The following is a 23,496-nucleotide window of genomic DNA, read 5'->3' on the forward strand; positions in this document are numbered from 1 at the left end:
CCCGCGGAGGGGGCGGGACCGGAGCACTGCACGACGAGAGGGAGGGGCGCGGTGACCACGACGGGGACGACCACGGGCACGACTACGACTACGACTACGGGCACGACCGCGGACGCGGGTTACGGGGAGTGGGAGGAGCTGGTCGGGGCCGCGCTGCTGGGGACCGGTCGGCGGCAGGGAAATCCGGCGGCGCTGCTCGATGCGGCGGCCGTCCAGACCGTACGGCGCCGGGCCGGGCTGCGGCCCGCCGAGGCGGGTCCGCGGCCCGATCCCGCGCCGCGGGATCCGCGCCCGGCTCCGCCGGAGCCGGCCCGGCGGCGGCTCGCCCAGCTGCTGGCCGGGCGGACCGGCGCGGGCAGCGGGGGCGGGCGGCGCGGGGCGGCCCCGGATCTGACGGAGCTGCTGCCGCAGTGGCTGGCCGCCGCCGGGCGGCACGGCTACCGGGCGCCGCACGCGCTGGTGCCGGCCCTGCTGGAGGCGGCCCGCGCCCGTACGGACCTGCGCCCGCAGGCGCTGGCCCTGGCCGGGGCGCGGGGGCTGTGGCTGGCCCGGCTGAACCCCGACTGGCGGTTCGCCCTGCGCGGCGGGGCGGGCGGCGCCGGGGAACTGCCCGGCCCCGAGGACCGGACCGGGGTGGAACGGCTCTGGCAGGAGGGGCTGTTCGCGGAGCGCGTGGCCCTGCTGGGGACCGTACGGGCACATGAGGCGGCGGCGGCGACGCGGCTGCTGTCGACGACCTGGGCCACGGAACGGGCCGAGGACCGGCTGATGTTCCTCGATTCGCTGCGGGTGGGGCTCACGGCGGCGGACGAGCCGTTCCTGGAGGCGGCCCTGGGCGACCGGAGCCGCAACGTCCGGGCGACGGCAGCCGAGCTGCTGTCCGCGCTGCCGGAGTCCGCGCTGGCCGGGCGGATGGCGGAGCGGGCGCTGGCCTGCGTGGGGCCGCAGGGGGTGACTCCGCCGGCCGAGTGCGATGCGGGGATGCTCCGGGACGGGGTGGTCGCACGGCCGCCGGCCGGGCGCGGGGAGCGGGCCTGGTGGCTGGGCCAGCTGGTGGAGGCGGCGCCGCTGTCCTGCTGGCGGGAGCGGTTCGGCGGGCTCGGCCCGGCGGAGATCGTGGCGCTGCCGGTGGCCGAGGGCGAGAGCTGGCGGGAGGAGCTGCATGCGGCGTGGTGCCGGGCGGCGGTGCGCCAGCGTGATCCGCACTGGTCGAAGGCCCTGCTCGGCGCGGCGTCGGCGCCGCCCGCGACGGCCCCCGGCACGGCGTCGCTCGCGGAGCGGGCGAAGCTGCTGTCGATCCTGCCGGAGGGGGAACGGGCGGAGTGGGTCGCGGAGTTCATACGGGCCCACGGCCTCTCGGAGGCCTTCCAGCTCCTCGGCGTGTGCATGGTGCCGTGGGCGGGGACGCTGGGCCGGGCCGTGGTGGACGCGCTGGACGCCGCCAGGGAGGCGGGCAGCTACCCGTGGAGCTTCAGCGGGGTGATGGGCTTGGCGGAGCGCTGCCTGGATCCCGCGGCGGCCGACCACCTGGAGTCCCTGACGACGGCGTCGGACGGCCCGCCGGACACGTCCCCGGGCGCGGCGGCGTACTGGTCGGAGGCCTTCCAGCGCCTGGTCGCCACGCTGCGCCTGCGCGCCACGATGCTTGCGGAGCTGGCCCCGGGACCCTGACCCGCAGGACGCCCCGAGGGTCCGCTGCGCAGCGTCGGATCCGCGCAGCGGTGGCCCGGCGGGCTACGCGGTACGGACGTTGGCGCGGACCCAGTCCACGATCGCCGTCGTCGTTGCGCCCGGGGTGAAGATTTCGGCCACGCCCTTTTCCTTCAGGGGGGCGATGTCGTCGTCCGGGATGATGCCGCCGCCGAAGACCTTGATGTCCTCCGCGTCGCGCTCCTTGAGGAGTTCGAGGACGCGCGCGAACAGCGTGTTGTGGGCGCCGGAGAGGATCGAGAGGCCGATCGCGTCGGCGTCCTCCTGGATGGCGGTGTCCACGATCTGCTCGGGGGTCTGGTGGAGGCCGGTGTAGATGACCTCCATGCCCGCGTCCCGCAGCGCACGCGCGATCACCTTGGCCCCGCGGTCGTGGCCGTCGAGACCCGGCTTGGCCACCACCACACGGATCGGACCGGTCACACCCATCGCACTGCCTCCCGAGTGAACGAACGTTAAGTACAGCATCGCGCACACCCCCGTTTCACGGTCAACCACGAGGGGGAAATCACACGTGGGACGGCGTTGATTCACCGCCAGGGGAGCCGCACCGGGGGCGCCGCGCCACCGTACCGACAGCCGCACGGCACGGTGGCGCGGCCTGCCGCAGCCCCGAGAGGCGCAGTCCCACAAGGCTGAGGGGGGCCGTCGTGGGGGTGTCCATACCCGTACCCGTGTCCGGTGCCGCGCTGCGCGCCGGCGTGCTGGAGGCGGTGGTCCTCGGCGGCCACCTGCTCCTCTACCCGACCGGGATACTCCAGGAGAAGCCCGCCGGAACCGGCAGAAAACACCTCGGGCAGACGCCCGCGCTCCTGCTGCACGGGTTCACCGACAACCGGTCCGTCTTCGTCCTGCTGCGCCGCACCCTCGCCGCGGGCGGACGGCGGCAGGTGGAGACGTACAACTACTCCCCCTTCACGCGCGACCTGCGCGTCACCGCCCGCCACCTCGCCCGGCGCGTCGAGGAGCTGTGCGAGCGCACGGGACGGGATCAGGTGGACCTGGTCGGGCACAGTCTGGGCGGGCTGGTCGGGCGGTACTACGTCCAGTGCCTCGGCGGCGACGCCCGCGTCCGCATGCTCGTCACGCTCGGCACCCCGCATTCCGGTACGCGGATCGCTCCTTTCATGGACGCCCACCCGCTGGTCCGGCAGATGCGCCCTGATTCCGAGGTCATGGCCGAACTGCGGGCGCCCGCGCCCGGCTGCCGGACCCGATGCGTCGCGTTCTGGAGCGAGTTCGACGAGCTGATGGATCCGACCGAGACCGCCTGCATCGAACATCCGGATCTCCTCGTGGAGAACGTGCAGGTCACCGGCATCGGACACCTCGCCCTGGCCGCCCATCCCGCCGTGACGGCGGCGGTCCGGCGCACACTCGACGGGCCCGGTCCGGCCGCCGTCGAAAGCCTGGGAGACGCCGCTTCCGTCGCGTGAACACCAACCCACCCGGACTCGAACGGATTTCGAACTCAAGGCCAAGGCTCGGCCTTGCCGCGACCGAAAGGCGGCCGAATGCCCGGTTCCGGAAAGCTCGGGACCCCTCGAAGATTGTCGTTGCCAGTAACCGCCGGGTACAGTCACGCCACTGCTCTCCCCAGGGAACCCCGAGTTCCCTGGCCACCCAGGCCCCCACTGCCGAGGCGAAAGAGAAGTTGGTGAACGACCGCCCCTCGTCGGGCCTGTACCCCGATTCCGGGTACGACGGCCTTTCCGACACCACTTTCGCTGGTGACTCGGCCTACGTTTCCTACGAAACGCAGGGCCAGGGGTACGACTACGCCTCCTACGAGACCGGTGCGTACGACTCCACCGCCTGGTCCGTCCAGGGCAGTTACCCGCAGGACGGCAGCTACCTGTCGACCATCCCCGCCCAGGGCGGCGCCACCGAGGACGCCGGCACCGGACAGTGGGATGCGAACGCCTGGAACCAGCCGACCGCCAGCACGGACTACCAGGCCACCGCCTTCGGCTACGAGCAGACCGGGCAGGCCGCGCAGACCGGGCAGTGGGCGATGCCGGGTTACGGCACCACGGGCACCGAGACCGGCGCGTACGACGCCACCGCCTGGAACACCGTCCCGCAGCACGAGCAGCAGACCCAGACCTTCTCGTACGACTACCAGTACGAGTACCAGCAGCAGCACGAGGCGCAGCCGCAGCAGCAGCACCAGGACGCGGCTTACGCATACGAGACGCCGACCGCCCCCGCCGCCGACGTCTACAGCGAGACCGCCGTCTTCGAGGTCATCGGCAACGAAGGCCCCGACCCGGACCACGGCCTCGACCACGGCGGCCACGACCACGACTTCGGGCTCGATCTCGATCTCGATTCCGACCTCGCGGCCGCCCCGGTGCACGACCTGCCCACCCAGGCCATGCCGGTCACCCCGGCCGCCGCGCCCGTTCCGCGCGGTTCGCGCCGCGCGGGCGCGAAGACCAAGTCGGCGTCCACGTCCGCTTCCCCGTCCGGAAGCGGCGGCAACAGCCGGCGCCGCAGCCCGGCGAAGCGTTCCGCCCTGCTGACCGTGGCCGTGCCCTCCGCCTGCGTGATGGGCGTCGCCGGTGTCGCGGCCGCCTCCGTCGGCGGACTCACCGCCGCGGACAAGCCCGCCGACGACACCACCACGATGGCCGCGCCCGACCCGGCCTCGGTGAAGCCCGTTGCGGCGAACAGCAAGCTCGACACCCAGCTGACGGCGCTCAGCGCCGACGCGGGCGACTTCGCGGACCGCGCGAGCCGCACGCAGGAGCGCATCGACCTGCGCCAGCGCCAGGAAGAGGAAAAGAAGAAGAAGGCGGAGGAGGAGGCGGCCAAGGAGGCGGCCCGCCCCAAGTTCGCGATCCCGGTCGAACAGCACGGCCTCAGCGCCAGCTTCGGCCAGGCCGGCGGCATGTGGATGTCCGTGCACACCGGCATCGACTTCCCGGTCTCCTACGGCACCCCGGTCATGGCCGCCACCGACGGCACCGTGCGCACCCAGTGGAACAGCGCCTACGGCAACATGGCCATAGTGACCTCGCCCGACGGCACCGAGACCTGGTACTGCCACCTCAGCAGCACCAAGATCCGGTCCGGCAAGGTCAAGGCGGGCGACGTCATCGCCTACTCGGGCAACTCCGGCAACTCCACCGGCCCGCACCTCCACTTCGAGGTACGGCCGGGCGGCGGCTCGGCGATCGACCCCCTGCCCTGGCTCCGCAGCCACGGCCTGGACCCGACCTGAGTCGATAGGCCGACCGACAGGGCGACCGACAGGCCGACAGGCCGGGGAACCATCGATCCCCCGGCCCCCGCCTCCCCGTTACAGCTTCTGCACCGGCGCGTAGCGCAGCAGCAGGCGCTTCGGCTTGTCGTCCCCGAAGTCGACCGTGGCCTGCGCGTCCGCGCCGGCGCCCCGGACCTCCATGACCGTGCCCAGCCCGAACTGATCGTGCGTGACCCGGTCCCCGACGGCCAGCGCGATGACAGGCTTGTCGGCGGCCCGGCGCGTCGCGAACCCGGACGGCCCCGACTTCGTGCGCGACGAGGACAGGAACGCCTCCGGCGAGGTGCCGAACGTGGCCTTCCCGCCCCCCGAGCCGGACGAGCCGTATCCCGAGCCCGAACTCCGCATCGGGCCGGCCGGCTTCTGCGCGGCGCCCGTGCGCTTCCACTGCAGGTACTCCGCCGGGATCTCCTCGAGGAACCGCGACGGCGGGTTGTACGAGGGGGTGCCCCACGCGCTGCGCATGCTGGAGCGGGTCAGGTACAGCCGCTCGCGCGCCCGCGTGATGCCGACGTACGCGAGGCGGCGCTCCTCCTCCAGCTCCTTGGTCTGGCCCAGCGCCCGCATGTGCGGGAAGACCCCGTCCTCCATGCCGGTCAGGAAGACCACCGGGAACTCGAGGCCCTTGGCGGTGTGCAGGGTCATCAGCGTGATGACGCCCGAGCCGTCCTCGTCCTCGTCCGGGATCTGGTCGGAGTCGGCGACGAGCGCGACCTGCTCCAGGAACTCCGCGAGCGTGCCCGGGTTGTCTTCCCCTCGGGCCTGCTCGAACTCCAGGGCCACGGCCGCGAGTTCCTGGAGGTTCTCGATGCGCGTCTCGTCCTGCGGGTCGGTCGAGGCCTGCAGCTCGGCGAGGTAGCCCGTACGCTCCAGCACCGCTTCCAGGACCACCGCCGGGCCCGCGCCCGAGTCGACGATCGTGCGGAGCTCCTCCATCAGCACGTTGAACCGCTTCACCGCGTTGGTCGAGCGCGCGGCCATGCCGAACGCCTCGTCCACGCGCCGCAGCGCCTGCGGGAAGGTGATCTTCTCGCGCATCGCGAGCGCGTCGATCATCGCTTCGGCGCGCTCGCCGATACCGCGCTTCGGCACGTTCAGGATCCGGCGCAGCGGGACGTTGTCCTCCGGGTTCGCCAGGACGCGCAGGTACGCGAGGACGTCCCGGACCTCCTTGCGCTCGTAGAAGCGGACGCCGCCGACGACCTTGTACGGGAGTCCGACGCGGATGAAGATCTCCTCGAACACGCGTGACTGCGCGTTCGTCCGGTAGAAGATCGCCACGTCGCCCGCCTTGGCGTCGCCCGCGTCCGTCAGCCGGTCGATCTCGTCGGCGACGAACTGCGCCTCGTCGTGCTCGGTGTCCGCGACGTAGCCGGTGATGACGGCTCCGGAGCCGGCCTCGGTCCACAGGTTCTTGGCGCGGCGGTTCTCGTTGCGCTCGATGACCGCGTTGGCGGCGGAGAGGATCGTCTGCGTGGAGCGGTAGTTCTGCTCCAGCAGGATCGTCGTCGCGTCCTTGTAGTCCTCCTCGAACTGGAGGATGTTGCGGATGGTCGCACCGCGGAAGGCGTAGATCGACTGGTCGGCGTCACCCACCACGCACAGCTCGGCCGGCGGCAGGTCCGGGTAACCGGTGCCGACGAGCTCGCGCACCAGCGTGTACTGGGCGTGGTTGGTGTCCTGGTACTCGTCCACCAGGACGTGCCGGAAGCGCCGCCGGTAGTGCTCGGCGACGTCCGGGAACGCCTGGAGCAGGTGCACCGTGGTCATGATGATGTCGTCGAAGTCGAGCGCGTTGGCCTCGCGCAGCCGCCCCTGGTACATCGCGTACGCCTGGGCGAGCGTCTTCTCGAAGCCGTCGGCGGCCTGGCCGGCGAAGGCGTCCTCGTCGATGAGCTCGTTCTTGAGGTTCGAGATCTTGGCGTTGAAGGCCTTGGGCGGGAACTTCTTCGGGTCCAGGTCCAGGTCACGGCAGACCAGCGCCATCAGGCGCTTCGAGTCGGCCGCGTCGTAGATCGAGAACGACGAGGTGAAGCCGAGCCGCTTCGACTCGCGGCGCAGGATGCGCACGCACGCGCTGTGGAAGGTGGACACCCACATGGCGTTGGCGCGCGGGCCGACCAGGCCCTCGACGCGCTCCTTCATCTCGCCGGCGGCCTTGTTGGTGAAGGTGATCGCCAGGATCTGGCCCGGGTGGACGTTCCGCGCGGCCAGGAGGTGGCCGATGCGGTGGGTCAGCACCCGGGTCTTGCCGGAGCCGGCGCCGGCCACGATGAGCAGCGGGGAGCCGGCGTGCACGACGGCCGCGGCCTGCTGCTCGTTCAGACCGTGCAGGAGGGTCGCGGGGTCGATGACGGGCTTCGGGGAGCCGTCCCGGTAGTACGCGTCCCCGCTCATGGGCGCATCGAAGCGGCCCCCGAAGAGATCGTCCGCTCCCGGCTCCGGGGCGGCGTGCTCCTCGGGCGGCGGAGGGACCTCGTCGGAGGGGGTGAGGTCCGCCAGGAAACTGTCGTCAAAGAGGCTGCTCATCGCTTTCCGAGTCTAGAGGGCGGGACCGACACGCCAGTACGAGTTCCAGCAGACCGGGGAAACGCAGCTCTAGGTCGTCCCTGCGCAGCGTGAGGTAGAGCCTGCGGCCCTGCGGGCGCCGGCGGATCACCCCGCCCTCGCGGAGCGTCTTGAGGTGGTGCGTGACGCTGGACCTGGGCAGGTCGGGCACCACCTCGCCGCAGGACATCTCCTCGCCGGAGGCGAGCTTGCGCACGATCTCGAGGCGGGCGGGATGCCCGAGGGCCGCGAGCACCCCGGCCAGGTCGAGGTCCTCGACGCGGGGGTGGGTCGGCTCGGCGGCGGCAGGCATGCCGCCACTGTACGCAGATCTCGTACGGCCCCTCCCGGGCGGGCCGACCCGCCTCCGGGGCCGGCCGGGAGCCCCCGTACGCTCGGCGCCATGGACGTACTCATCAATGTCTTCGTGGGCCTGCACATCATCGGTATCGCCTCCCTCCTGGGCGGCTTCCTGACCCAGATGAAGGCGATGAGCGCCGGCACCGCCCGCTTCGTGCCCGCGATGCTGCACGGCGCGCTGACGATGCTCGTCACGGGCGTCCTGCTGGTCGGCTTCCGCGAGATGGACGGCGGCCACGTCAACAACATCAAGATCGGCGTGAAGCTCGCCGTCCTCTTCGTGATCCTCGCCCTCGTCTACGTGAAGCGGGACGAGGAGCGGGTGGACAAGGCGCTGTTCGGTGCGGTCGGCGGACTGACCGTGGTCAATATCTTCATCGCCGTCCTCTGGCGCTGATCCGCAAGCGCCACATCCGGTCACGTCGGGTCACGTCAGAGCACTTGCGATCATCTCGTCATCCGACCGTTACCTGCAGGTCTAGCGTCCTCCTCCAAGCACCGAGCTCCCGAGCGAGGAAGGACGTGAGGCCCTCGTGGCCAGTCACCGAAAGCCCAGGCAGCGCCCGCTCTCCCGCGGCACCGTACGCACCGCCGCCACGCTCGCCCTCGCGGGCGCTGCCACCGCCACCGCCTTCGAAGGCACCTCGCAGGCCGACCCCCAGCAGACGCCCTCCCTGGTGAAGGCCGAGGTGGACCGGCTCTACGAGGAGGCCGAGGCGGCGACCGAGCGGTACAACGGGGCGAAGGAGAAGGCCGACGAGGCCCAGCACGCGCTCGACGCGCTGCGCGACGAGACCGCCCGCAAGACCGACCGGCTCAACACGGCCCGCAGGGCTCTCGGCTCCCTGGCCGCCGGCCAGTACCGCAGCGGCGGCCTGGGACCCGCCATGCAGCTGGCCCTCGCCGCGGACCCGCAGGAGTACCTCGACCGGGCCTCGTTCCTCACCCGGACCGGCGACCGCAGTGCCGCCGAGGTCTCCTCCGTACGGCGTCGGCTCGACGAGGTCGGCGAGCTCAGGGACCAGGCCGCCGGCCGGCTCGCCGACCTGCGCGCCCGCGAGGGCGAGCTCGCCGGGTACAAGGCCACCGTCGAGGGCAAGCTCGCCGCCGCCAAGCGGCTGCTGGCCAAGCTCACCGCCGAGGAGCGGGCCGCGTACGAGGCTCAGTCGGCCGGCGCGGCCCCGGCCGGTCCGCGCGCCACGACACCCCCGGCGCCTGCGGACGGTACGCGCGCCGCGCGCGCGGTGGCGTTCGCGTACGGGGCGATCGGCAAGCCGTACGTCTGGGGCGCGACGGGACCGGGCTCCTTCGACTGCTCCGGGCTGACCCAGGCGGCCTGGCGCTCGGCCGGGGTCTCCCTGCCCCGCACCACGTACACCCAGATCAACGCCGGGCAGCGCGTCTCGCGCGACCAGCTGGCCCCCGGCGACCTGGTCTTCTTCTACTCCGGGGTCACCCACGTCGGCCTGTACATCGGCGACGGCCAGATGATCCACGCCCCCCGCCCCGGCTCGACGGTCCGCGTGGCCCCGGTCGACTCCATGCCCTGGGCGGGCGCCTCCCGCCCGGCGTAGGGCCGGCGCCGGCCTACGGCGCCTTGACCTGCGTGCTCAGCCAGCCGAAGGTCTGCGGGATCTGCTTCGACCACGAGTCGAGGTTGTGGCCGCCGACCACCTTCTCCGCGTGCACCGTGGTCGGGTTCTGCGCGATGGCCTTGAGGTCCGTGCCGGACAGGTAGCCGTCCTGCTCGGCCCCCGACATCCACAGCGCGACGGCCGGCGGCGCGGGCGCGGCCTTGAGCAGGGCCTTCAGGTTGTGGGTGCGCCGCATCTCCGGGTCCTGGGCGACCAGCGAGGTGGGCTCCTGGCCCGGGTCGTTGTAGCCGGACAGGGAGACGGCCGCGCTGTACCGGTCGGGGTGGAGGATGCCCAGCTTGGCGGCGCAGTACGCGCCCGCCGAGTACCCGGCGACGCCCCAGGTGCGGGCCTCGTCCGACGCCCGGAAGTTGTCGACGACCATCTTGCGGACGTCGACGCTGAACCAGCTGTCCGCGTTGACCTTGCCGGGGATGTTCGCGCAGCCGGTGTCGCCGTTGCCCAGCAGCATGGCGCGCGGCGAGACCAGGATGAACGGCTGCACCTTGCCGCTCTTCATCAGCGGCTCCAGCACCTCGTGCGCCTTGAGCCCCTGGAACCAGGACTTGCCCGTCCCCGGTATGCCCGGGATCAGCTCGACCACGGGGAACTTCTTGTTCTTGAACGCCGGGTCGTCGTACTGCGGCGGGAGCCAGACCATGACCTCGCCCTTGACCCCGGAGATCTTGCCGTTGAGCTCGGTCTTCTTGACCCGGCCGCCGAGGCCGTCGACCGGCTGGAACTCCTGGAGCATCTTCGGCTCCGCCTTGACCTCCGTGGCCTTCTTCCCGCCGAGCCCGTCCGGGCCCAGGTCGGGGGCGGCGGTGACGTACTTGCCGGTGCCGAGCAGATCGCTCCAGGAGTTGTAGAAGGTCTCCTGCCGGTTCACCGCGATGAACACCAGCGCAACGGCGGTGACCTGGGCGAACAGCACCATCAGGGCGCGGGTCGACACACGTACGACGGCGGGGCCGCGCACCTTGCTCCACACGGCCAGCGGCAGGACGACGGCGATCGCCGTGAGGACGATCGCCGTCGCGAAGAGGGGGATCCCGGTCAAGCTCATCACGCCACCCAAGAGGGCCGCGTGACACCGCGCGGTTGCCCGCGCCCCCTGCGGCGTGGGTCACACGCGCGGCGGCGTGGGTCACACGCGCGCGGACCCGCACGTGCTCAGACCAGGCGGCGCGCCGTCGCCCAGCGGGTCAGCTCGTGCCGGTTGGACAGCTGGAGCTTCCTGAGCACCGCCGAGACGTGCGATTCCACCGTCTTCACCGAGATGAAGAGCTGCTTGGCGATCTCCTTGTACGCGTACCCGCGCGCGATCAGCCGCAGCACCTCGCGCTCGCGCTGCGTGAGGCGGTCCAGGTCCTCGTCGACCGGCGGCGCGTCCGTCGAGGCGAAGGCGTCGAGCACGAAGCCCGCGAGCCGCGGCGAGAACACCGCGTCCCCCTCCTGCACCCGGAAGATCGAGTCCACCAGGTCGGTCCCGGTGATGGTCTTGGTGACGTACCCGCGCGCACCGCCCCGGATGACCCCGATGACGTCCTCGGCGGCGTCCGACACCGACAGGGCCAGGAACCGCACCGGGTCCTCGGCCGCCGACATCAGCGGGGCGCAGCGCCGCAGCACCTCGGCCCCGCCGCCGCCGGGCAGGTGCACGTCGAGCAGGACCACCTCGGGCCGGGTGGCGGTGATGACGGTGACGGCCTGGTCGACGTCGGCCGCCTCGCCGACGACCTCGACGCCGGTCCGGGCGGTCTCGCCGATCTCGGCCTGCACGCCCGTACGGAACATCCGGTGGTCGTCGACGAGCACCACCCGAACGTTCTTGGCCACTCCCCCGCTGCCGGTCTCTTCGGTCATGCTGCGTTCGCCGCCCTCTCCATCTCCAGCTCGACTTCCGTGCCGCCGTCGGGCGCGGACCGCAGCCGTGCGGTCCCGCCGTTGCGCTGCATCCGGCCGATGATCGATTCTCGTACGCCCATGCGGTCGTCCGGTACCGCGTCGATGTCGAAGCCCGGTCCGCGGTCCCGTACGGACACGAACACCGTCAGCCCCTCCACCTCGGCGTACACCTGCACCGGCCCTCCCTCGCCACCGTACTTGGCGGCGTTGACCATCGCCTCGCGCGCGGCCTGGATCTGTGCGGCGAGCTTCTCGTCCAGCGGGCAGTCGCCGACCACCACCACCTCGATGGGGACGCCGTGGTGGTCCTCCACCTCGGCGGCCGTCTTCTTGACGGCCTCCGCGAGGGTGGCCGGCTCCTCGGCCTCGTCCTTGCCGGTGCCCTCCGGCTTGTACAGCCAGTTCCGCAGCTCCCGCTCCTGGGCGCGGGCGAGCCGCCGCACCTCGCCCACGTCCTCCGCGTTGCGCTGGATCAGGGTGAGCGTGTGCAGCACCGAGTCGTGCACGTGGGCGGCGACCTCGGCGCGCTCCTGGGCCCGGATGCGCATCAGGCGCTCCTCGGAGAGGTCCTGGGTCATCCGGATCAGCCAGGGCCCGGCGAGCAGGGCGATGCCGACGAGGACGGCGAGCGCTGCGGTCAGGACGTTGCCGAGCTGCGCCGCGGAGCCGCGTACGACGATGAAGACGGTCAGGCCCACGCCGACCAGTGCGACCCCGGCGAACCCGCGGGCCACCTGCAGGAGGCGGGCGTTGCGCCCGCCGGCGGCGCCCCAGTGGGCGCGGCGGGCGTTGTCGGCCTGCCGCCATACGAGGACCACACCGGCGCCGACCAGCAGCGTCGGCCAGACGTAACGCCCGGACGCGCCCCCGACCTGGACCTTCGATATGAAGATCCCGGCGCCGATGCACAGGGCGATGAGCGCGGTGATCTGTCCCTTGTCGGGCTTGCGCAGGCGCCGGCTGCCGTCGGGGAGCGTCTCGAAGAAGGAGCGGTGGCCGGTGCGCCCGCCGACGCCCAGCGGTACGAAGACCCAGAACGCGGCGTAGAGCAGCACGCCCAGCCCGTCGCCCCACATGAACAGGCCGAGGAAGGCGAGCCGGACCCAGACGACGGGCAGCCCGAGGTGCCCGGCGAGACCGCGCGCGACACCGCCGAGCATCCGGCCGTCGGCGCTGCGGTAGAGCTTGCGCTGCGGCGGTTCGTCGGGTTCTGCTGCGTGCGGCGGGCGGGGGGCGGCGGAGACGGGCATGTTCCCGATGGTCACACGCGCGCGGCACGCGTGGCATCAGGGCGTCCCCCCAGTTCTGTAGGGGGGATATCAGGGTTGTGCCAGGGTCGGGCCCGGTGCCGCGGGGCGCGGCGGCCGGTCACCATGGATCCATGACCAAGCACGACTCCCCGCCGTCGCCGGCCGCTGCCGGCGCGGCACCGCCGCCGGGCGCAGCCGACCGGCCGCCCCTGCGCCGCAGCAAGCGCGACAAGGTCCTCGCGGGCGTGTGCGGCGGCCTCGGCCGGTACTTCGACCTGGACCCGGCGATCTTCCGGATCGTCCTGGGCGTCCTCGCGGTCACCGGCGGCGTCGGCCTGATCTTCTACGGCTTCGCCTGGCTGCTGCTGCCGGTGGAGGGCGAGGACGACAGCGAGGCGAAGAAGCTGCTGACGGGCCGGGTCGAGGGCGCCACCCTGGCCGCGGTGTTCGCGGCCCTGGTCGGCTGCGCGCTGTTCCTGTCGATGCTGGACAACGGCGGACTGGCCGTGTTCTCCGTGCTGGTCATCCTGGCCCTCGGCGGGGCCTCGTACTGGTCGCAGCGCCGCCGCGCCGCCGCAGCCCCCGAGGCGGAGCCCCAGGCGGCCCACCGCCCGGGCCCGCCGGAGACCCAGGCTCCGCCCGTGCCCGGCGCCCCCTCCTGGTGGCGGGACCCGCTGGTCAAGGACGGCACCACGGGCCCCGTCGGGGCCACCGGATACCTGTGGGGCCCGGACGACTCCGCCGAGGCGGGCGCCGTGCCGGCCACCGCGGGCGGCACGGACGCGGCGGCGCCCGAGCGGGCCGCCGCCCCGCGGGTCCCGCGCGGCGGCATCGGGGGGCGGGTGTTCGTCCTGGCCCTGCTGGCCGGGGGCGCCGCCACCGCCTCGGTCTGGCAGGGCAGCACCCTCTCGCACGCGCTGCAGATCGGGCTCGCCTCGGCCCTTGCGGTCTTCGGTCTCGGCCTCGCGGTCAGTTCGGTCAAGGGCCGCACCGGCTTCGGCACGGTCCTGCTCGCGATGATCACCGCGGGGCTGCTCGCCGGGGCCTCCGCGCTGCCCCGCGAGATCGGCACCGACTGGAAGGCCGTGGAATGGCGGCCCGCCGCGGTGGCCGACGTCCAGCCCGTCTACACGGCGGGCACCGGGCTGGCCACGCTGGACCTGAGCCGGCTGGACGTGCCGAAGGGCACCACCCTGTCCGTACGCGCCACCGCGAGGGCGGGCCGGCTCAAGGTGATCGTGCCCCGCGAGGTCACCGCGCAGGCCGACGTCTCGGTCAGGCTGGGCGACATCCACATGCCCGGGGAGACCGGTCAGGACGTACGCATCAAGAGCGGCGGCGAAACGCAGCAGGCGACCCTGAAGCCGCCCGCCGGCACCGAGGCCGGGGGAACGATCGAGCTGCACCTCAACGCGGGTGTGGGACAGGTGGAGGTGGCCCGTGCGGCGTCATGAGTTCCAGCCCGGACGGCTGCTCGCCGGCCTGGTCCTGGTGGCCGCGGGCGTGCTGTACCTGCTCGACGCGACCGGCGAGGCCGACCTGCCCTGGTTCCTGGTCATCCCGATGACGATGGGCGGGCTCTGCCTGGCCGCGCTGGTCGGGACGGTGACCTACGCCGTACGCCGGGACCGGCGCGACCGGATCACCGAGTCCAGCGACAGGTAGGGCGCACCGGCCAGGATCATCGGGATCCAGGCCATCAGGTAGATCAGGTCGTTGCCGTAGTAGTAGGGGGACACCTGCCAGGACACCGTGAGCCACAGGCTGAGCGAGATCAGCGCTCCGCCGGTGGCCGCGATCCGGGTCAGCAGGCCGGCCAGGACGCCGAGGCCCACCAGGAGTTCCCCGATGGCGAGCACCACGGCGAAGCCGACGGGCGAGAGCAGGGCCCAGTCGACCAGGGCGGGGATCGCGGAGGTGTCGCGCACGCCGTGCATCTGCTCGCCGATGGAGCCTGGGCCGGAAGCGGACAGGAACGCGGAGTCGGTCAGCTTGTCCAGGCCCGCGTAGACGAAGGTCACGCCGAGGAAGATCCGCAGCGGCAGCAGGGCGTACCGGGCGGCCTGTTCCCGCAGTCCGGAAGGGCCGGAAGTATCGGCGGAAGGGACATCAGTTCGGGTCACGCCCCATGTGTACCCCGTTCACTCGGCCACGTCGACGGTGCAGCGGTTGGATTCCACTCCGGCGGCCGTGACCACCTGGACCTCGATGCGCCCGGGTTCCACTTCCGCCGGGACCGGCACCGTCAGGACCGAGTCCGAGGGGTTGGTGAACCCGCCCGCGACCGGCACCAGCGGCACGTGCACGTGCACCGCCCCGATCCGTACGACCAGCCGGGCCAGCATCTCCGGCGTCTGCGCCCCCGGCGGTACGAAGCCCACGCCGCGGATCTCGATGTCATCGCCCGGCCGGACGGCCGCGTCGAGATCGCCCGGCTCCCGTCTGCGGACCACCGACAGGATCAGCGGACGGGTCACCTCCGCGTACTTCGCCGCCAGGTACACCGCCGCCGACAGGGCCACCAGCATGGCCAGCGCCCACGGCAGCCGCGGCAGCCGGTCCGGGAACCGGGCCATCGACACCGCCGCGAAGGCCAGCACCACCGTGGAGACCAGCACGTACTGGGCGTCCGGGAAGCTCCCGCGGCCCGCGTCGTCCGTCAGCAGGTCCGCCCCGCGCGGCCGGTCCGCCGGCAGCTTCTGCATCCGCTGGCCCATGATCCTTACGGTGACCACCCGGCGCACCAGCACCGCCACGGCGGAGGTCAGCGCGACCACCGCCAGCAGCGGCAGCGCCCGCCCCAGCGCCAGCCCCGCGTACAGCGCCTGCCGCTCGGGCCCGGGCGAGGAGGCCGCCAGCCGCAGCGCGGGCAGCAGCGCGGCGAACGCCGTCAGCACCACCCACGCGCTCGGCACCGCCTTCGAGGTGGACAGCCGGTTGTCCTCCCCGACCAGCGGGGCGAGCAGCCCGCCGCGCAGCGACTGGGCACGGGCGGCGACCGTGAGCAGCCCGGCCAGGACCACCGCCGCGAGCAGCCCGGCGGTACGCGCCGTGGACCAGCCGGTGCCGAGCGCGGTGCCGACCTGTACCAGCAGCAGCACTCCGGCGGCGATCCACACGGCGAGCACGGCCCGCCGGGAGAACAGGTACAGCCAGGAGTAGCCGGCCTCCCGGCCCCGGTCGGCGACCGTACGGGCCGACAGGGTCAGTTCGTCGGAGACCCACTGCCGGGACGCCCCGGCGGACCGGGCCACCGCCGCCGGCAGGCCCTGGCCCGCGGCGAACTCGTCCCTCTTCTCCGTGAACGCGGCGACCGCGCGCCGGTGCCCCTCCTGCGCGCCGTGCGGGCAGTCGTCGCAGGTGCAGGTGCCGCCGTGGGTGCTTCGGGACATCTCTTGGAGAGCCACGTGCGTGCCGCCTCTCTGAACTACGGTGCAATGCCAGCGAATTGTGCACCACTGCGGCAGTGCTCCGGATTGCGCACGATGTCAGAGCAGGTGATTAACCGTTCATGATGTTGACGTCACCCGCCCGGCCCAGTCCCGCGTCACGGGGCGACGGTCTGCCAGAGGGGCTGGTAGCTGACCCAGGCGGCGAGATCCGTGCCGAACCGCTCCCGCGCCGCGAGCGCGCTGCGGTGGTCGATCGGCACCGGCTTCCCGGCGGCCCGCGCGATCAGCTGCACCTGCGCCGCGCGCTCCGCCGCGACGAACCACCAGGCCGCCGCGTCCACCGAGGCGCCGACCGTCAGCAGCCCGCGGTTGCGCAGGACCAGCGCCTTGTACGGGCCCAGGGCGCGGGCGATCCTCCCCGAGTCCTCCGGCCCGGCGAACCCGTCCAGGAGTGCGTGGTCCTCGTAGAAGGCGCAGGCCTCCTCGCTGATCGGGGCGAGCAGGTCCCCGAGCGCGGCCAGCGCCCTGCCGTACGGGGCGTGCGTGTGCACCACGGCGACCGCCTCGGGGCGGGCCCGGTGCACGGCCGCGTGCACCGCGAACGCCAGCTCGTTGACCCGCCGCTCCCCCTGCCGCACGCGCCCGTCCCCGTCGACGAGGAGCAGGTCGTCGGCGGTGAGTGCGGACAGGGCCTGCCCGAAGGGGTTCACCCAGTAGCAGTCCTCGAACTCCGGGTCCCGCGCGCTGGCATGACCGGCGACCCCCTCCTCGTACCCGAACCGCCCGAACAGCCGCAGCGCCCCGGCCAGCCGCTCCTTGCGGTACGCGCGCTCCTCGGCCGCGTCGGCGTGGACGGGCGGCAGCGCGAACCGCAGCCGGTCCACGGGGACGGGCGCGGGTACGGGTGCGGGCTGATCCGGCATGGCCCCCTCCTTCGGCTCGCCGCGCAAGGTACCGGCGGCCGCGCCAAGTGGCCATACATGCGGCGGAGCCGCCGCTCCCCTGGGGAACGGCGGCTCCGGCTGCGTACGACGGGTGGGGACTACTCCCACTCGATGGTGCCCGGGGGCTTGCTGGTGCAGTCGAGGACGACGCGGTTCACGTCCGGCACCTCGTTGGTGATGCGGGTGGAGATGCGCGCGAGCACCTCGTACGGCATGCGCGTCCAGTCCGCGGTCATCGCGTCCTCGGAGGAGACGGGGCGCAGCACGATCGGGTGGCCGTAGGTGCGGCCGTCGCCCTGGACGCCGACGCTGCGGACGTCCGCGAGCAGGACGACCGGGCACTGCCAGATCTCGCGGTCCAGGCCGGCCGCGGTCAGCTCGTGGCGGGCGATGGCGTCGGCCTCGCGGAGCAGGTCCAGGCGGTCCTTGGTGACCTCGCCGACGATGCGGATGCCGAGGCCGGGGCCCGGGAAGGGCTGGCGCTGGACGATCTCGTCGGGCAGGCCGAGCTCCTGGCCGACCATCCGGACCTCGTCCTTGAACAGCTGGCGCAGCGGCTCGACGAGCTCGAACTCGATGTCGTCGGGGAGGCCGCCCACGTTGTGGTGGGACTTGATGTTCGCGGTGCCGGTGCCGCCGCCGGACTCGACGACGTCGGGGTACAGGGTGCCCTGGACGAGGAAGGCGACCGCGGGGCCCTCCTCCTGGAGGATCTCCAGCTGGGCCTGCTCGAAGACGCGGATGAACTCGCGACCGATGATCTTCCGCTTGGTCTCCGGGTCGGAGACGCCGGCGAGCGCGCTCAGGAAGCGCTCCTGCGCGTCGACGACCTTCAGCTGCACGCCGGTGGCGGCGACGAAGTCCTTCTCGACCTGCTCGGTCTCGCCCTTGCGCATCAGGCCGTGGTCGACGTACACGCAGGTCAGCTGGGAGCCGATGGCCTTCTGGACGAGGGCAGCGGCGACCGCGGAGTCCACGCCGCCGGAGAGGCCGCAGATGGCGCGCTTGTCGCCGACCTGCTCGCGGATGGCCGCGATCTGCTCCTCGACGATGTTGCCGGTGGTCCAGGTGGGCTCGAGGCCGGCGCCGCGGTAGAGGAAGTGCTCGAGGACCTGCTGGCCGTGCGTGGAGTGCATCACCTCGGGGTGGTACTGCACGCCGTACAGCTTCTTCTCGTCGTTCTCGAAGGCCGCGACCGGGACGACGTTCGTCGACGCGGTGACGGTGAAGCCCTCGGGGGCGGCGGAGCAGGCGTCGCCGTGCGACATCCACACCGACTGGTTCACGGGGGTGCCCTCGAACAGCGTCGAGCCGGCCTTGGAGACGGCGAGCGGCGTACGGCCGTACTCGCGGGCGCCGGTGTTGTCGACGGTGCCGCCGAGGGTGGTCGCCATCAGCTGGAAGCCGTAGCACATGCCGAAGACCGGGACCCCGGACTCGAACAGGGCGCGGGCCTCGTCCAGACGCGGGGCACCCTCCTCGTACACGGAGGACGGGCCGCCGGAGAGGATGATCGCCTTGGGGTTCTTGGCCAGCATCTCGGCCACGGGCATCGTGCTGGGCACGATCTCGCTGTAGACCCGTGCCTCGCGGACGCGGCGGGCGATGAGCTGGGCGTACTGGGCGCCGAAGTCGACGACGAGAACCGTGTCCGGGGCGCTGTCGTGGGCGGCGGAGGGTGCTTCTGGCACGGGGCGGCCTTCCGGCGGAAGAGGGTGGCTGTTTTGTCGATTCTACCGGTGGCGCAGGCCGCCGGTTTGTCGCACCATCCGAGGCCCACGTCACCGTGACGCCCCGCAACCCAGCCGTCACAGCGCCCGCCGCGCCTCCCCGATGACCCGCTGAGCCTCGGCGCCGTAGACGGCGGATTCCCGCAGGGTGTTCCAGACCCGGAGGTAGGTCGCGATGCTGCCCGCATCGTCGATCCACAGTTCGGCGTGCCAGTCCTCCACGATCACCAGCCGCTCGTCGTAAATCCAGAACCCGTTTGCCGGATGGATCTTCAAGGGGGCGGTGAAGGGGACGATACCCAGCTCCACCGTGTCCAGGCCGATGACGCTGAGCAGCCGGTCGAGCTGTGCCGCGAGCACCGGCGGCGGACAGACGAGGGCGCGCAACGCGCCCTCCCACATCATGATCTGGTGCCGCTTGCCCGAGTCGTAGAGCGCCTCCTGACGGCGCACGCGCTCCCGCACCGCATCCTCGGTGTCCCGGGGCGACTGCATGAGATCGGCGTGCCGGGTGAAAACGGCACGCGCGTAGTCGGGGGTCTGGAGCATGCCCGCGACGAGGCAGTTCTCCCACACGCGCAAGGTGGTGGTGCGGGCGTGCTCGGCGGTGATCGCGTCCTGCACCGGCCGATGCCCGGACGCCAGCTGCCGACGCCAGGAGCGGACGTGGGATTCGAGACCACCGAGGCGCGCGTGCAGCTCCTCGGTTGCTCCGGGCTGCCCCGTCGCCTCGGCCCATGCCCGCAGGTCCTCGGCGGTCGCCGTCTGTCGGCCGTTCTCCAGCTTGTACACCTTGGAGTGCACCCAGCCGAGCCGGTCGGCGAGCTGTGTCCCGGTGAGCCGACCGCCGGGCGCCGAGACCCGCAGGTCCCGGAGCCTGGCGCCGAGGGCGGCGCGCGCCGCCTGGAAGTCTGTGCTCACCGGTACACGTTACTGCGCGAGACCCGAGGCGAACTCGTCGTACGGCACGGCGAAGTGCCATGCCGCGTCGCGGACTTGGCAGTATCGGTTGACCTCCACTGGTTCGGTGATCACCTCGACGTCGAGCAGGTTGTCGTCTTCGTCGAAGTTGAGCAGCGCGACGAACGTGGAGTCGAAGATCCAGAAGTCCTCTGCCGGCAGCCGCAGCCGGTCCGCCTCCGCGCGCGACAGGTTGCGGATGTCCTCTCCCACCGCGCAATTCCGCTTGGCGTTGTCGAGCAGGTAGAGCTGCCCCGGGGTCGGCGGGTCGTCGACGAGGCGCACGCGCTCCACGCGCTTGCCCTGGGAGGTCTGCGTCCGCATGGTGCGAGACCACGCGTCGTCGTAGTCCCACTCGATGGGCAGACCCGCCGCGAACTGTGCGTAGGTGTCGGTGGCCTCGTCGGAGGCGAAGCGTCGCCTGGTCTCCAGCCGCCAGGCAGTGTGCTCGAAGTTCTCGAAGAGGTCCCCGAACGCATCCAGATCGATGATCCGCGGCACGCGGGCGACCTCCTTGGGCCCGAAGTCGACTAGCAGCTCCCGCGGAACCACGATCGGAACCTCCCCCTCACCGAGGTGCCGGAGCTGGGCGATGTCCTCAGGATCGCTGAGCGGTAACCCGTGTACGACCACCTCCCCGCTGTCCAAGTCCTCGTGGATGGCGGGACAGCCCCCGCCGCCCGATCCCGTGCCGTTGAAACGCAGTCGACGTGCCATGACCACACCTTTCCGCTGAAGTTCGGCCCCTTCAGCATTCACCGGACGGCAGTCCCTGCGGTAGCGGATACCCAAGACCACATGCGAACACGCGAGAACACCGGGATGCCGTGCGAGAACAGGCGAGAACAAGCCGTGGCAGCGCCAACATGGTGCGCCTAGCGTCCAGTTCATGGCCTCACAGACCACCATGAGCCCAGCCGTCCACCTCTCCCTCCCCGCCGACGCCCCGAGACCGGCCGCCGACTGCGACGTGTGTGCGGCGCTGGCCGGGCAGCGTTCGGAGGCCCACCGGCGGGGTGATCACTCGGCGGTGTCGGACTGCAACGTCGAGATCGTCGCGCACCGCGGGCGGAGCCGGTGCTGAGCCCGCGGGCCGTGGTCCGGTACGTCGCGCACACCGTCCGGCACGCGCCCGAGGGCGGGATCACCTACGAGGTGTTCTGCTCGGCGTACCGCTGCGGGGCCGAGTCCGGACCGCAGGACGCGCAGGAGACCGCTCAGGACTGGGCCCTTCGGCACACCGGGCGGACCGGCCACGATCTGTTCCGCCGGGTGTTCACCGACCACGCCCGCGTCACGCGGACGGACGGGCCGTCTCACGATCCGGGCCGGGTTGGCCCGGGAGGGGGCGGGCGGCCATAATCCAGTCCATGCGCAAGCAGCTGAGCTTCCTCTTTACCTATGGCACCGGCCGGTCCGGTCGCCATGGGTCCTCGTGATGCTCGCTTGAGCCGCTGACTTCCCAGAGCGCCCCGGTCCGACAGGACCGGGGCGCTCTGGCGTTTCCGCTCCTGCCGGCACTACCCACAGGAGTAAGAACATGACCGTGACCACCACCCCCGCGCAGCTGATCGCCGAGTCCCGCCGGCGCATCGACGCCATCGACGACCGGATCATCGGCCTGATCCAGGAGCGGATGGCCGTCTCGACCGTCATCCAGGAGGCCCGGATCTCCTCGGGCGGCCGCCGGGTGAACCTCTCGCGCGAGATGGAGGTGCTCGAGCACTGGCGCGATGCCCTCGGGAAGCCGGGTACCGCGCTCGCCATGACCCTGCTGGAGCTGTGCCGCGGCCGCGTCTGACGCCTGTTCGTCACTCGTCCGGACCGTGACCGGCCCCTGAAGGGCTTCGTTGGTGTGGATGGCCGCGTCAGCCAGGCGCGGGACCGAGCACCACGCGTGGCTCCGCCGGAGCGATGAGACGTACGGCCCGTGGGGACGTCCGTCGTGGGACCTCGCTCCTTCGCGTGACCGGACGGCAGGGGACAGCAGCCCGGTCACCCCGGAAAAGGACGGCCGGCCCAGGGGACGCCCCGGGCCGGCCGTTCTGCGTCTTCGACTGCGCCTACGCGTGCCCGCCGGACCGGCGGCGCACCCCCACGTACAGCGCACCGCCGACGGCCACGGCCGCCAGCGCGCCCAGCGCGAGCGGGCCGACGGAGCTGCCGGTCGAGGCCAGGTTGCCTCCCGTCGCGCCCGCGGCGGTGGTGGAGGACGACGCGGTCGGCGTGGCCGACGCCGAGGCGGACGCGGACGGCGACGGCGAGGCGGAGGCCGAGGTGGACGGGCTCGGGCTCGTACCGCCCTTGACCTCGACCACGAACGCGGCCTGCGCGTTGCCCGCGACCGGGTCGAAGGCGAGCGGCTTGGTGCCGCCCGCGACCGGCTCGCCGACGGTGACCGAGCCCTTGGCGTTCGCCACGGCCTTCTCGATCTTCATCGCGAACCGGTTGGCGTACGTACCGGGGACGTCCGCGAACAGCCCGCCGTCGCAGAAGTAGCGGGGCGCGCCCAGCTGCTCCGCGCGCTCGCTCCCGTCGATGCTGACCGCGCGGCAGTTCCGGGGCACGTCCGTCACCTGCACGCCGGCCGGCATCACGATGTCGGTACGGGCCACGCTCTGGCCCGAGCGCAGGTGGCTGATCACGGCCGGGCCCTTGTTGCGGAAGCCGAGCTCGGCCACGACCGTGTCGCCCACCTTGCCGGAGGGCGAGGCGGTGACCGCCTCGAAGTCGGCCCGGGCGCCCTTGGCGGTGAACTCGAAGCTGCGCTCGTTGTCACCGGGGTTGAGGTCGGTGTTCTCGGCGCGCCTGGCGTTGCGCGGGTCCAGGTTGGAGTCCGTGACCGGCACCGCGGCCGACGCCTTGACCAGCTTCAGCTTCTTGCCGGTGGCCGGCTTGTCCTCGGGCGCGTCCTTGCTCGGCGCCGGGTCGGGGACGACCCCGTACCGCAGCCGGTCCTGGTAGGCCCGCTCGGTCGTCTTGAGGTGCAGCGGGGAGTCGGGGGCGAGCTGGTAGGACTCGCCGGGCAGGAACTCGCCCTCGACGAGGCAGACCGTGGTGGCGCCCATGCCGCCGTGGTCCTGGCGCCGGCAGTTGTCGTACGTCTCCGCCGGCTCCAGGCCGGCCGAGGCGTCCAGCTCCAGCGCCACCGACTTGGCGGGCAGCGTGCCCCGGTTCGCAAACGCGAGCGGCAGGTCCTGCTGCTCGCCCGCCGTCACGTCGGCCCGGAGCTTCAGCTCGCCCAGGTGCAGGTCGGGGCCGCCGACGGTCAGTTTGGTGGTGACGGGCGTGACGCTCGCCCCCGTCACCTTGCCGGTGACGGCGATCTCACCGCTCGCGCCGTTCTTGCTGTCCTTGGCGGCGGAGACGAGCAGGTCGAAGCTGTTGCCGTTCCCGCCGGTCCCGACCGACAGGCCCTGCTGCTTGCAGACGATCGCGGTGGCGCTCGTGGTGCAGTTCGGCCTGGGCTTGGCCGGGTCGAGCCGGACCGATGCCACCCCGGCGACCTTGGTCAGGTCGACGGTGACGGTGAACTCGCCCGGGAAGCTGTTGCCGGGGCCCACGTAGGCCAGGTCGTAGCGAAGGCTCCGCTCCTTCGAGGCGCCCGAGTCCGGGTACGGCTGGAGCACCTGGGCGGAGGGGCCGCCGAGCGGGAAGGCCGGTTCCGCGGCGAGCGCGGGGGCGGCCGCGCCGAGGCTCAGCGTCGCCAACCCCGTAGCTGCCAAAAGGGAGATGCGCTTGTCCATGAAGATCGAGACCGCCGAGAGCGGGTCACAGTTGCACGCTTGGCGGC

At 72.4% G+C, this 23,496-nt stretch carries 22 protein-coding genes and 1 pseudogene; 10 read left to right on the forward strand and 13 right to left on the reverse strand.

All coding sequences use genetic code 11. The annotated features are described in order from the left end of the window. Positions 1 to 51 precede the first annotated feature (51 nt). Positions 52 to 1,671: a DUF5691 domain-containing protein gene (locus AB5J51_RS16855; protein WP_053786389.1), complete on the forward strand. Its 1,620-nt coding sequence runs from the start codon at positions 52 to 54 to the stop codon at positions 1,669 to 1,671. 63 nt (positions 1,672 to 1,734) lie between these two features. Here AB5J51_RS16855 and AB5J51_RS16860 read toward each other — a convergent pair whose 3' ends face one another. Beyond that, entirely contained in the window at positions 1,735 to 2,139 is a 405-nt protein-coding gene (locus AB5J51_RS16860) for a cobalamin B12-binding domain-containing protein (protein WP_053786390.1), read from the reverse strand. A 221-nt stretch (positions 2,140 to 2,360) separates the two neighbouring features. On the opposite strand from AB5J51_RS16860, the gene AB5J51_RS16865 reads away from it, so the two are divergent. Together AB5J51_RS16865 and AB5J51_RS16870 are read left to right on the forward strand one after the other, a co-directional pair. Beyond that, a complete protein-coding gene (locus tag AB5J51_RS16865; protein ID WP_369777999.1) occupies positions 2,361 to 3,146 on the forward strand; it encodes an esterase/lipase family protein in 786 nt (261 codons plus the stop codon). 221 nt (positions 3,147 to 3,367) lie between these two features. After that, positions 3,368 to 4,936, forward strand: a complete 1,569-nt coding sequence (locus AB5J51_RS16870; protein ID WP_369778000.1) for a peptidoglycan DD-metalloendopeptidase family protein — start codon at positions 3,368 to 3,370, stop codon at positions 4,934 to 4,936. A 78-nt stretch (positions 4,937 to 5,014) separates the two neighbouring features. On the opposite strand, the gene pcrA is transcribed toward AB5J51_RS16870, so the two are convergent. Together pcrA and AB5J51_RS16880 are read right to left on the reverse strand one after the other, a co-directional pair. Then, positions 5,015 to 7,507: a DNA helicase PcrA gene (gene pcrA, locus AB5J51_RS16875; RefSeq protein WP_053786393.1), complete on the reverse strand. Its 2,493-nt coding sequence runs from the start codon at positions 7,505 to 7,507 to the stop codon at positions 5,015 to 5,017. Next, on the reverse strand, positions 7,491 to 7,838 hold the full coding sequence (locus AB5J51_RS16880; protein WP_053786394.1) for a helix-turn-helix transcriptional regulator: 348 nt from the start codon (positions 7,836 to 7,838) through the stop codon (positions 7,491 to 7,493). Before AB5J51_RS16880 ends, pcrA begins: the two co-directional genes overlap by 17 nt. Positions 7,839 to 7,928: 90 nt before the next feature. On the opposite strand from AB5J51_RS16880, the gene AB5J51_RS16885 reads away from it, so the two are divergent. Next, positions 7,929 to 8,282 carry a hypothetical protein gene (locus AB5J51_RS16885; protein WP_053786395.1) on the forward strand — a complete coding sequence of 118 codons (354 nt, stop codon included), beginning with the start codon at positions 7,929 to 7,931 and terminating at the stop codon, positions 8,280 to 8,282. Between the two features lie 136 nt (positions 8,283 to 8,418). Continuing rightward, positions 8,419 to 9,459, forward strand: a complete 1,041-nt coding sequence (locus tag AB5J51_RS16890) for an NlpC/P60 family protein (protein WP_369778001.1) — start codon at positions 8,419 to 8,421, stop codon at positions 9,457 to 9,459. Positions 9,460 to 9,472: 13 nt separating this feature from the next. Here the strand turns inward: AB5J51_RS16890 and AB5J51_RS16895 are convergent, their stop codons facing one another. The 3 genes from AB5J51_RS16895 to AB5J51_RS16905 all read right to left on the reverse strand — a co-directional run bounded on the left by AB5J51_RS16895 (position 9,473) and on the right by AB5J51_RS16905 (position 12,677). Beyond that, complete coding sequence (locus tag AB5J51_RS16895) at positions 9,473 to 10,585, reverse strand: alpha/beta hydrolase (RefSeq protein ID WP_369778002.1); 1,113 nt, start codon at positions 10,583 to 10,585, stop codon at positions 9,473 to 9,475. A 107-nt stretch (positions 10,586 to 10,692) separates the two neighbouring features. Beyond that, positions 10,693 to 11,385 carry a LuxR C-terminal-related transcriptional regulator gene (locus AB5J51_RS16900; RefSeq protein WP_369778003.1) on the reverse strand — a complete coding sequence of 231 codons (693 nt, stop codon included), beginning with the start codon at positions 11,383 to 11,385 and terminating at the stop codon, positions 10,693 to 10,695. Further along, complete coding sequence (locus tag AB5J51_RS16905; RefSeq protein ID WP_053786459.1) at positions 11,382 to 12,677, reverse strand: ATP-binding protein; 1,296 nt, start codon at positions 12,675 to 12,677, stop codon at positions 11,382 to 11,384. Before AB5J51_RS16905 ends, AB5J51_RS16900 begins: the two co-directional genes overlap by 4 nt. Positions 12,678 to 12,808: 131 nt before the next feature. Here AB5J51_RS16905 and AB5J51_RS16910 point away from each other — a divergent pair, with 131 nt between their 5' ends. Together AB5J51_RS16910 and AB5J51_RS16915 are read left to right on the forward strand one after the other, a co-directional pair. After that, positions 12,809 to 14,131, forward strand: coding sequence for a PspC domain-containing protein (locus tag AB5J51_RS16910; RefSeq protein ID WP_369778004.1), 1,323 nt, complete (start codon positions 12,809 to 12,811; stop codon positions 14,129 to 14,131). After that, positions 14,118 to 14,342 (forward strand): hypothetical protein, encoded by a 225-nt coding sequence (locus tag AB5J51_RS16915; protein ID WP_037633556.1) that lies wholly within the window; start codon positions 14,118 to 14,120, stop codon positions 14,340 to 14,342. Before AB5J51_RS16910 ends, AB5J51_RS16915 begins: the two co-directional genes overlap by 14 nt. Here the strand turns inward: AB5J51_RS16915 and AB5J51_RS16920 are convergent. The 6 genes from AB5J51_RS16920 to AB5J51_RS16945 all read right to left on the reverse strand — a co-directional run bounded on the left by AB5J51_RS16920 (position 14,288) and on the right by AB5J51_RS16945 (position 20,420). Next, on the reverse strand, positions 14,288 to 14,800 hold the full coding sequence (locus AB5J51_RS16920; protein WP_369778005.1) for a DoxX family membrane protein: 513 nt from the start codon (positions 14,798 to 14,800) through the stop codon (positions 14,288 to 14,290). The two genes, AB5J51_RS16915 and AB5J51_RS16920, sit on opposite strands and share 55 nt — an antisense overlap. Positions 14,801 to 14,818: 18 nt before the next feature. Beyond that, positions 14,819 to 16,084, reverse strand: a complete 1,266-nt coding sequence (locus AB5J51_RS16925) for a hypothetical protein (protein WP_199828027.1) — start codon at positions 16,082 to 16,084, stop codon at positions 14,819 to 14,821. 140 nt (positions 16,085 to 16,224) lie between these two features. After that, complete coding sequence (locus tag AB5J51_RS16930; protein ID WP_136225831.1) at positions 16,225 to 16,992, reverse strand: class II aldolase/adducin family protein; 768 nt, start codon at positions 16,990 to 16,992, stop codon at positions 16,225 to 16,227. A 119-nt stretch (positions 16,993 to 17,111) separates the two neighbouring features. Beyond that, complete coding sequence (gene guaA / locus AB5J51_RS16935; protein WP_369778006.1) at positions 17,112 to 18,704, reverse strand: glutamine-hydrolyzing GMP synthase; 1,593 nt, start codon at positions 18,702 to 18,704, stop codon at positions 17,112 to 17,114. A gap of 117 nt (positions 18,705 to 18,821) precedes the next feature. After that, on the reverse strand, positions 18,822 to 19,664 hold the full coding sequence (locus AB5J51_RS16940; protein WP_369778008.1) for a helix-turn-helix domain-containing protein: 843 nt from the start codon (positions 19,662 to 19,664) through the stop codon (positions 18,822 to 18,824). Between the two features lie 9 nt (positions 19,665 to 19,673). After that, complete coding sequence (locus AB5J51_RS16945; RefSeq protein WP_053786406.1) at positions 19,674 to 20,420, reverse strand: DUF6879 family protein; 747 nt, start codon at positions 20,418 to 20,420, stop codon at positions 19,674 to 19,676. 172 nt (positions 20,421 to 20,592) lie between these two features. Here AB5J51_RS16945 and AB5J51_RS16950 point away from each other — a divergent pair, with 172 nt between their 5' ends. The 3 genes and pseudogenes from AB5J51_RS16950 to AB5J51_RS16960 form a co-directional block, all read left to right on the forward strand. Beyond that, complete coding sequence (locus tag AB5J51_RS16950; protein WP_369778009.1) at positions 20,593 to 20,787, forward strand: hypothetical protein; 195 nt, start codon at positions 20,593 to 20,595, stop codon at positions 20,785 to 20,787. Further along, positions 20,781 to 21,065, forward strand: a complete 285-nt coding sequence (locus tag AB5J51_RS16955; RefSeq protein ID WP_369778010.1) for a hypothetical protein — start codon at positions 20,781 to 20,783, stop codon at positions 21,063 to 21,065. Before AB5J51_RS16950 ends, AB5J51_RS16955 begins: the two co-directional genes overlap by 7 nt. Before the next feature lie 142 nt (positions 21,066 to 21,207). After that, positions 21,208 to 21,504, forward strand: a pseudogene (locus tag AB5J51_RS16960) (chorismate mutase); the annotation flags it as partial. 262 nt (positions 21,505 to 21,766) lie between these two features. Here AB5J51_RS16960 and AB5J51_RS16965 read toward each other — a convergent pair. After that, positions 21,767 to 23,413, reverse strand: coding sequence for a peptidase (locus AB5J51_RS16965; protein ID WP_369778011.1), 1,647 nt, complete (start codon positions 23,411 to 23,413; stop codon positions 21,767 to 21,769). Positions 23,414 to 23,496 lie beyond the last annotated feature (83 nt).

The organism is Streptomyces sp. R33 (genome assembly GCF_041200175.1).
GTDB lineage: Bacteria > Actinomycetota > Actinomycetes > Streptomycetales > Streptomycetaceae > Streptomyces > Streptomyces katrae_B.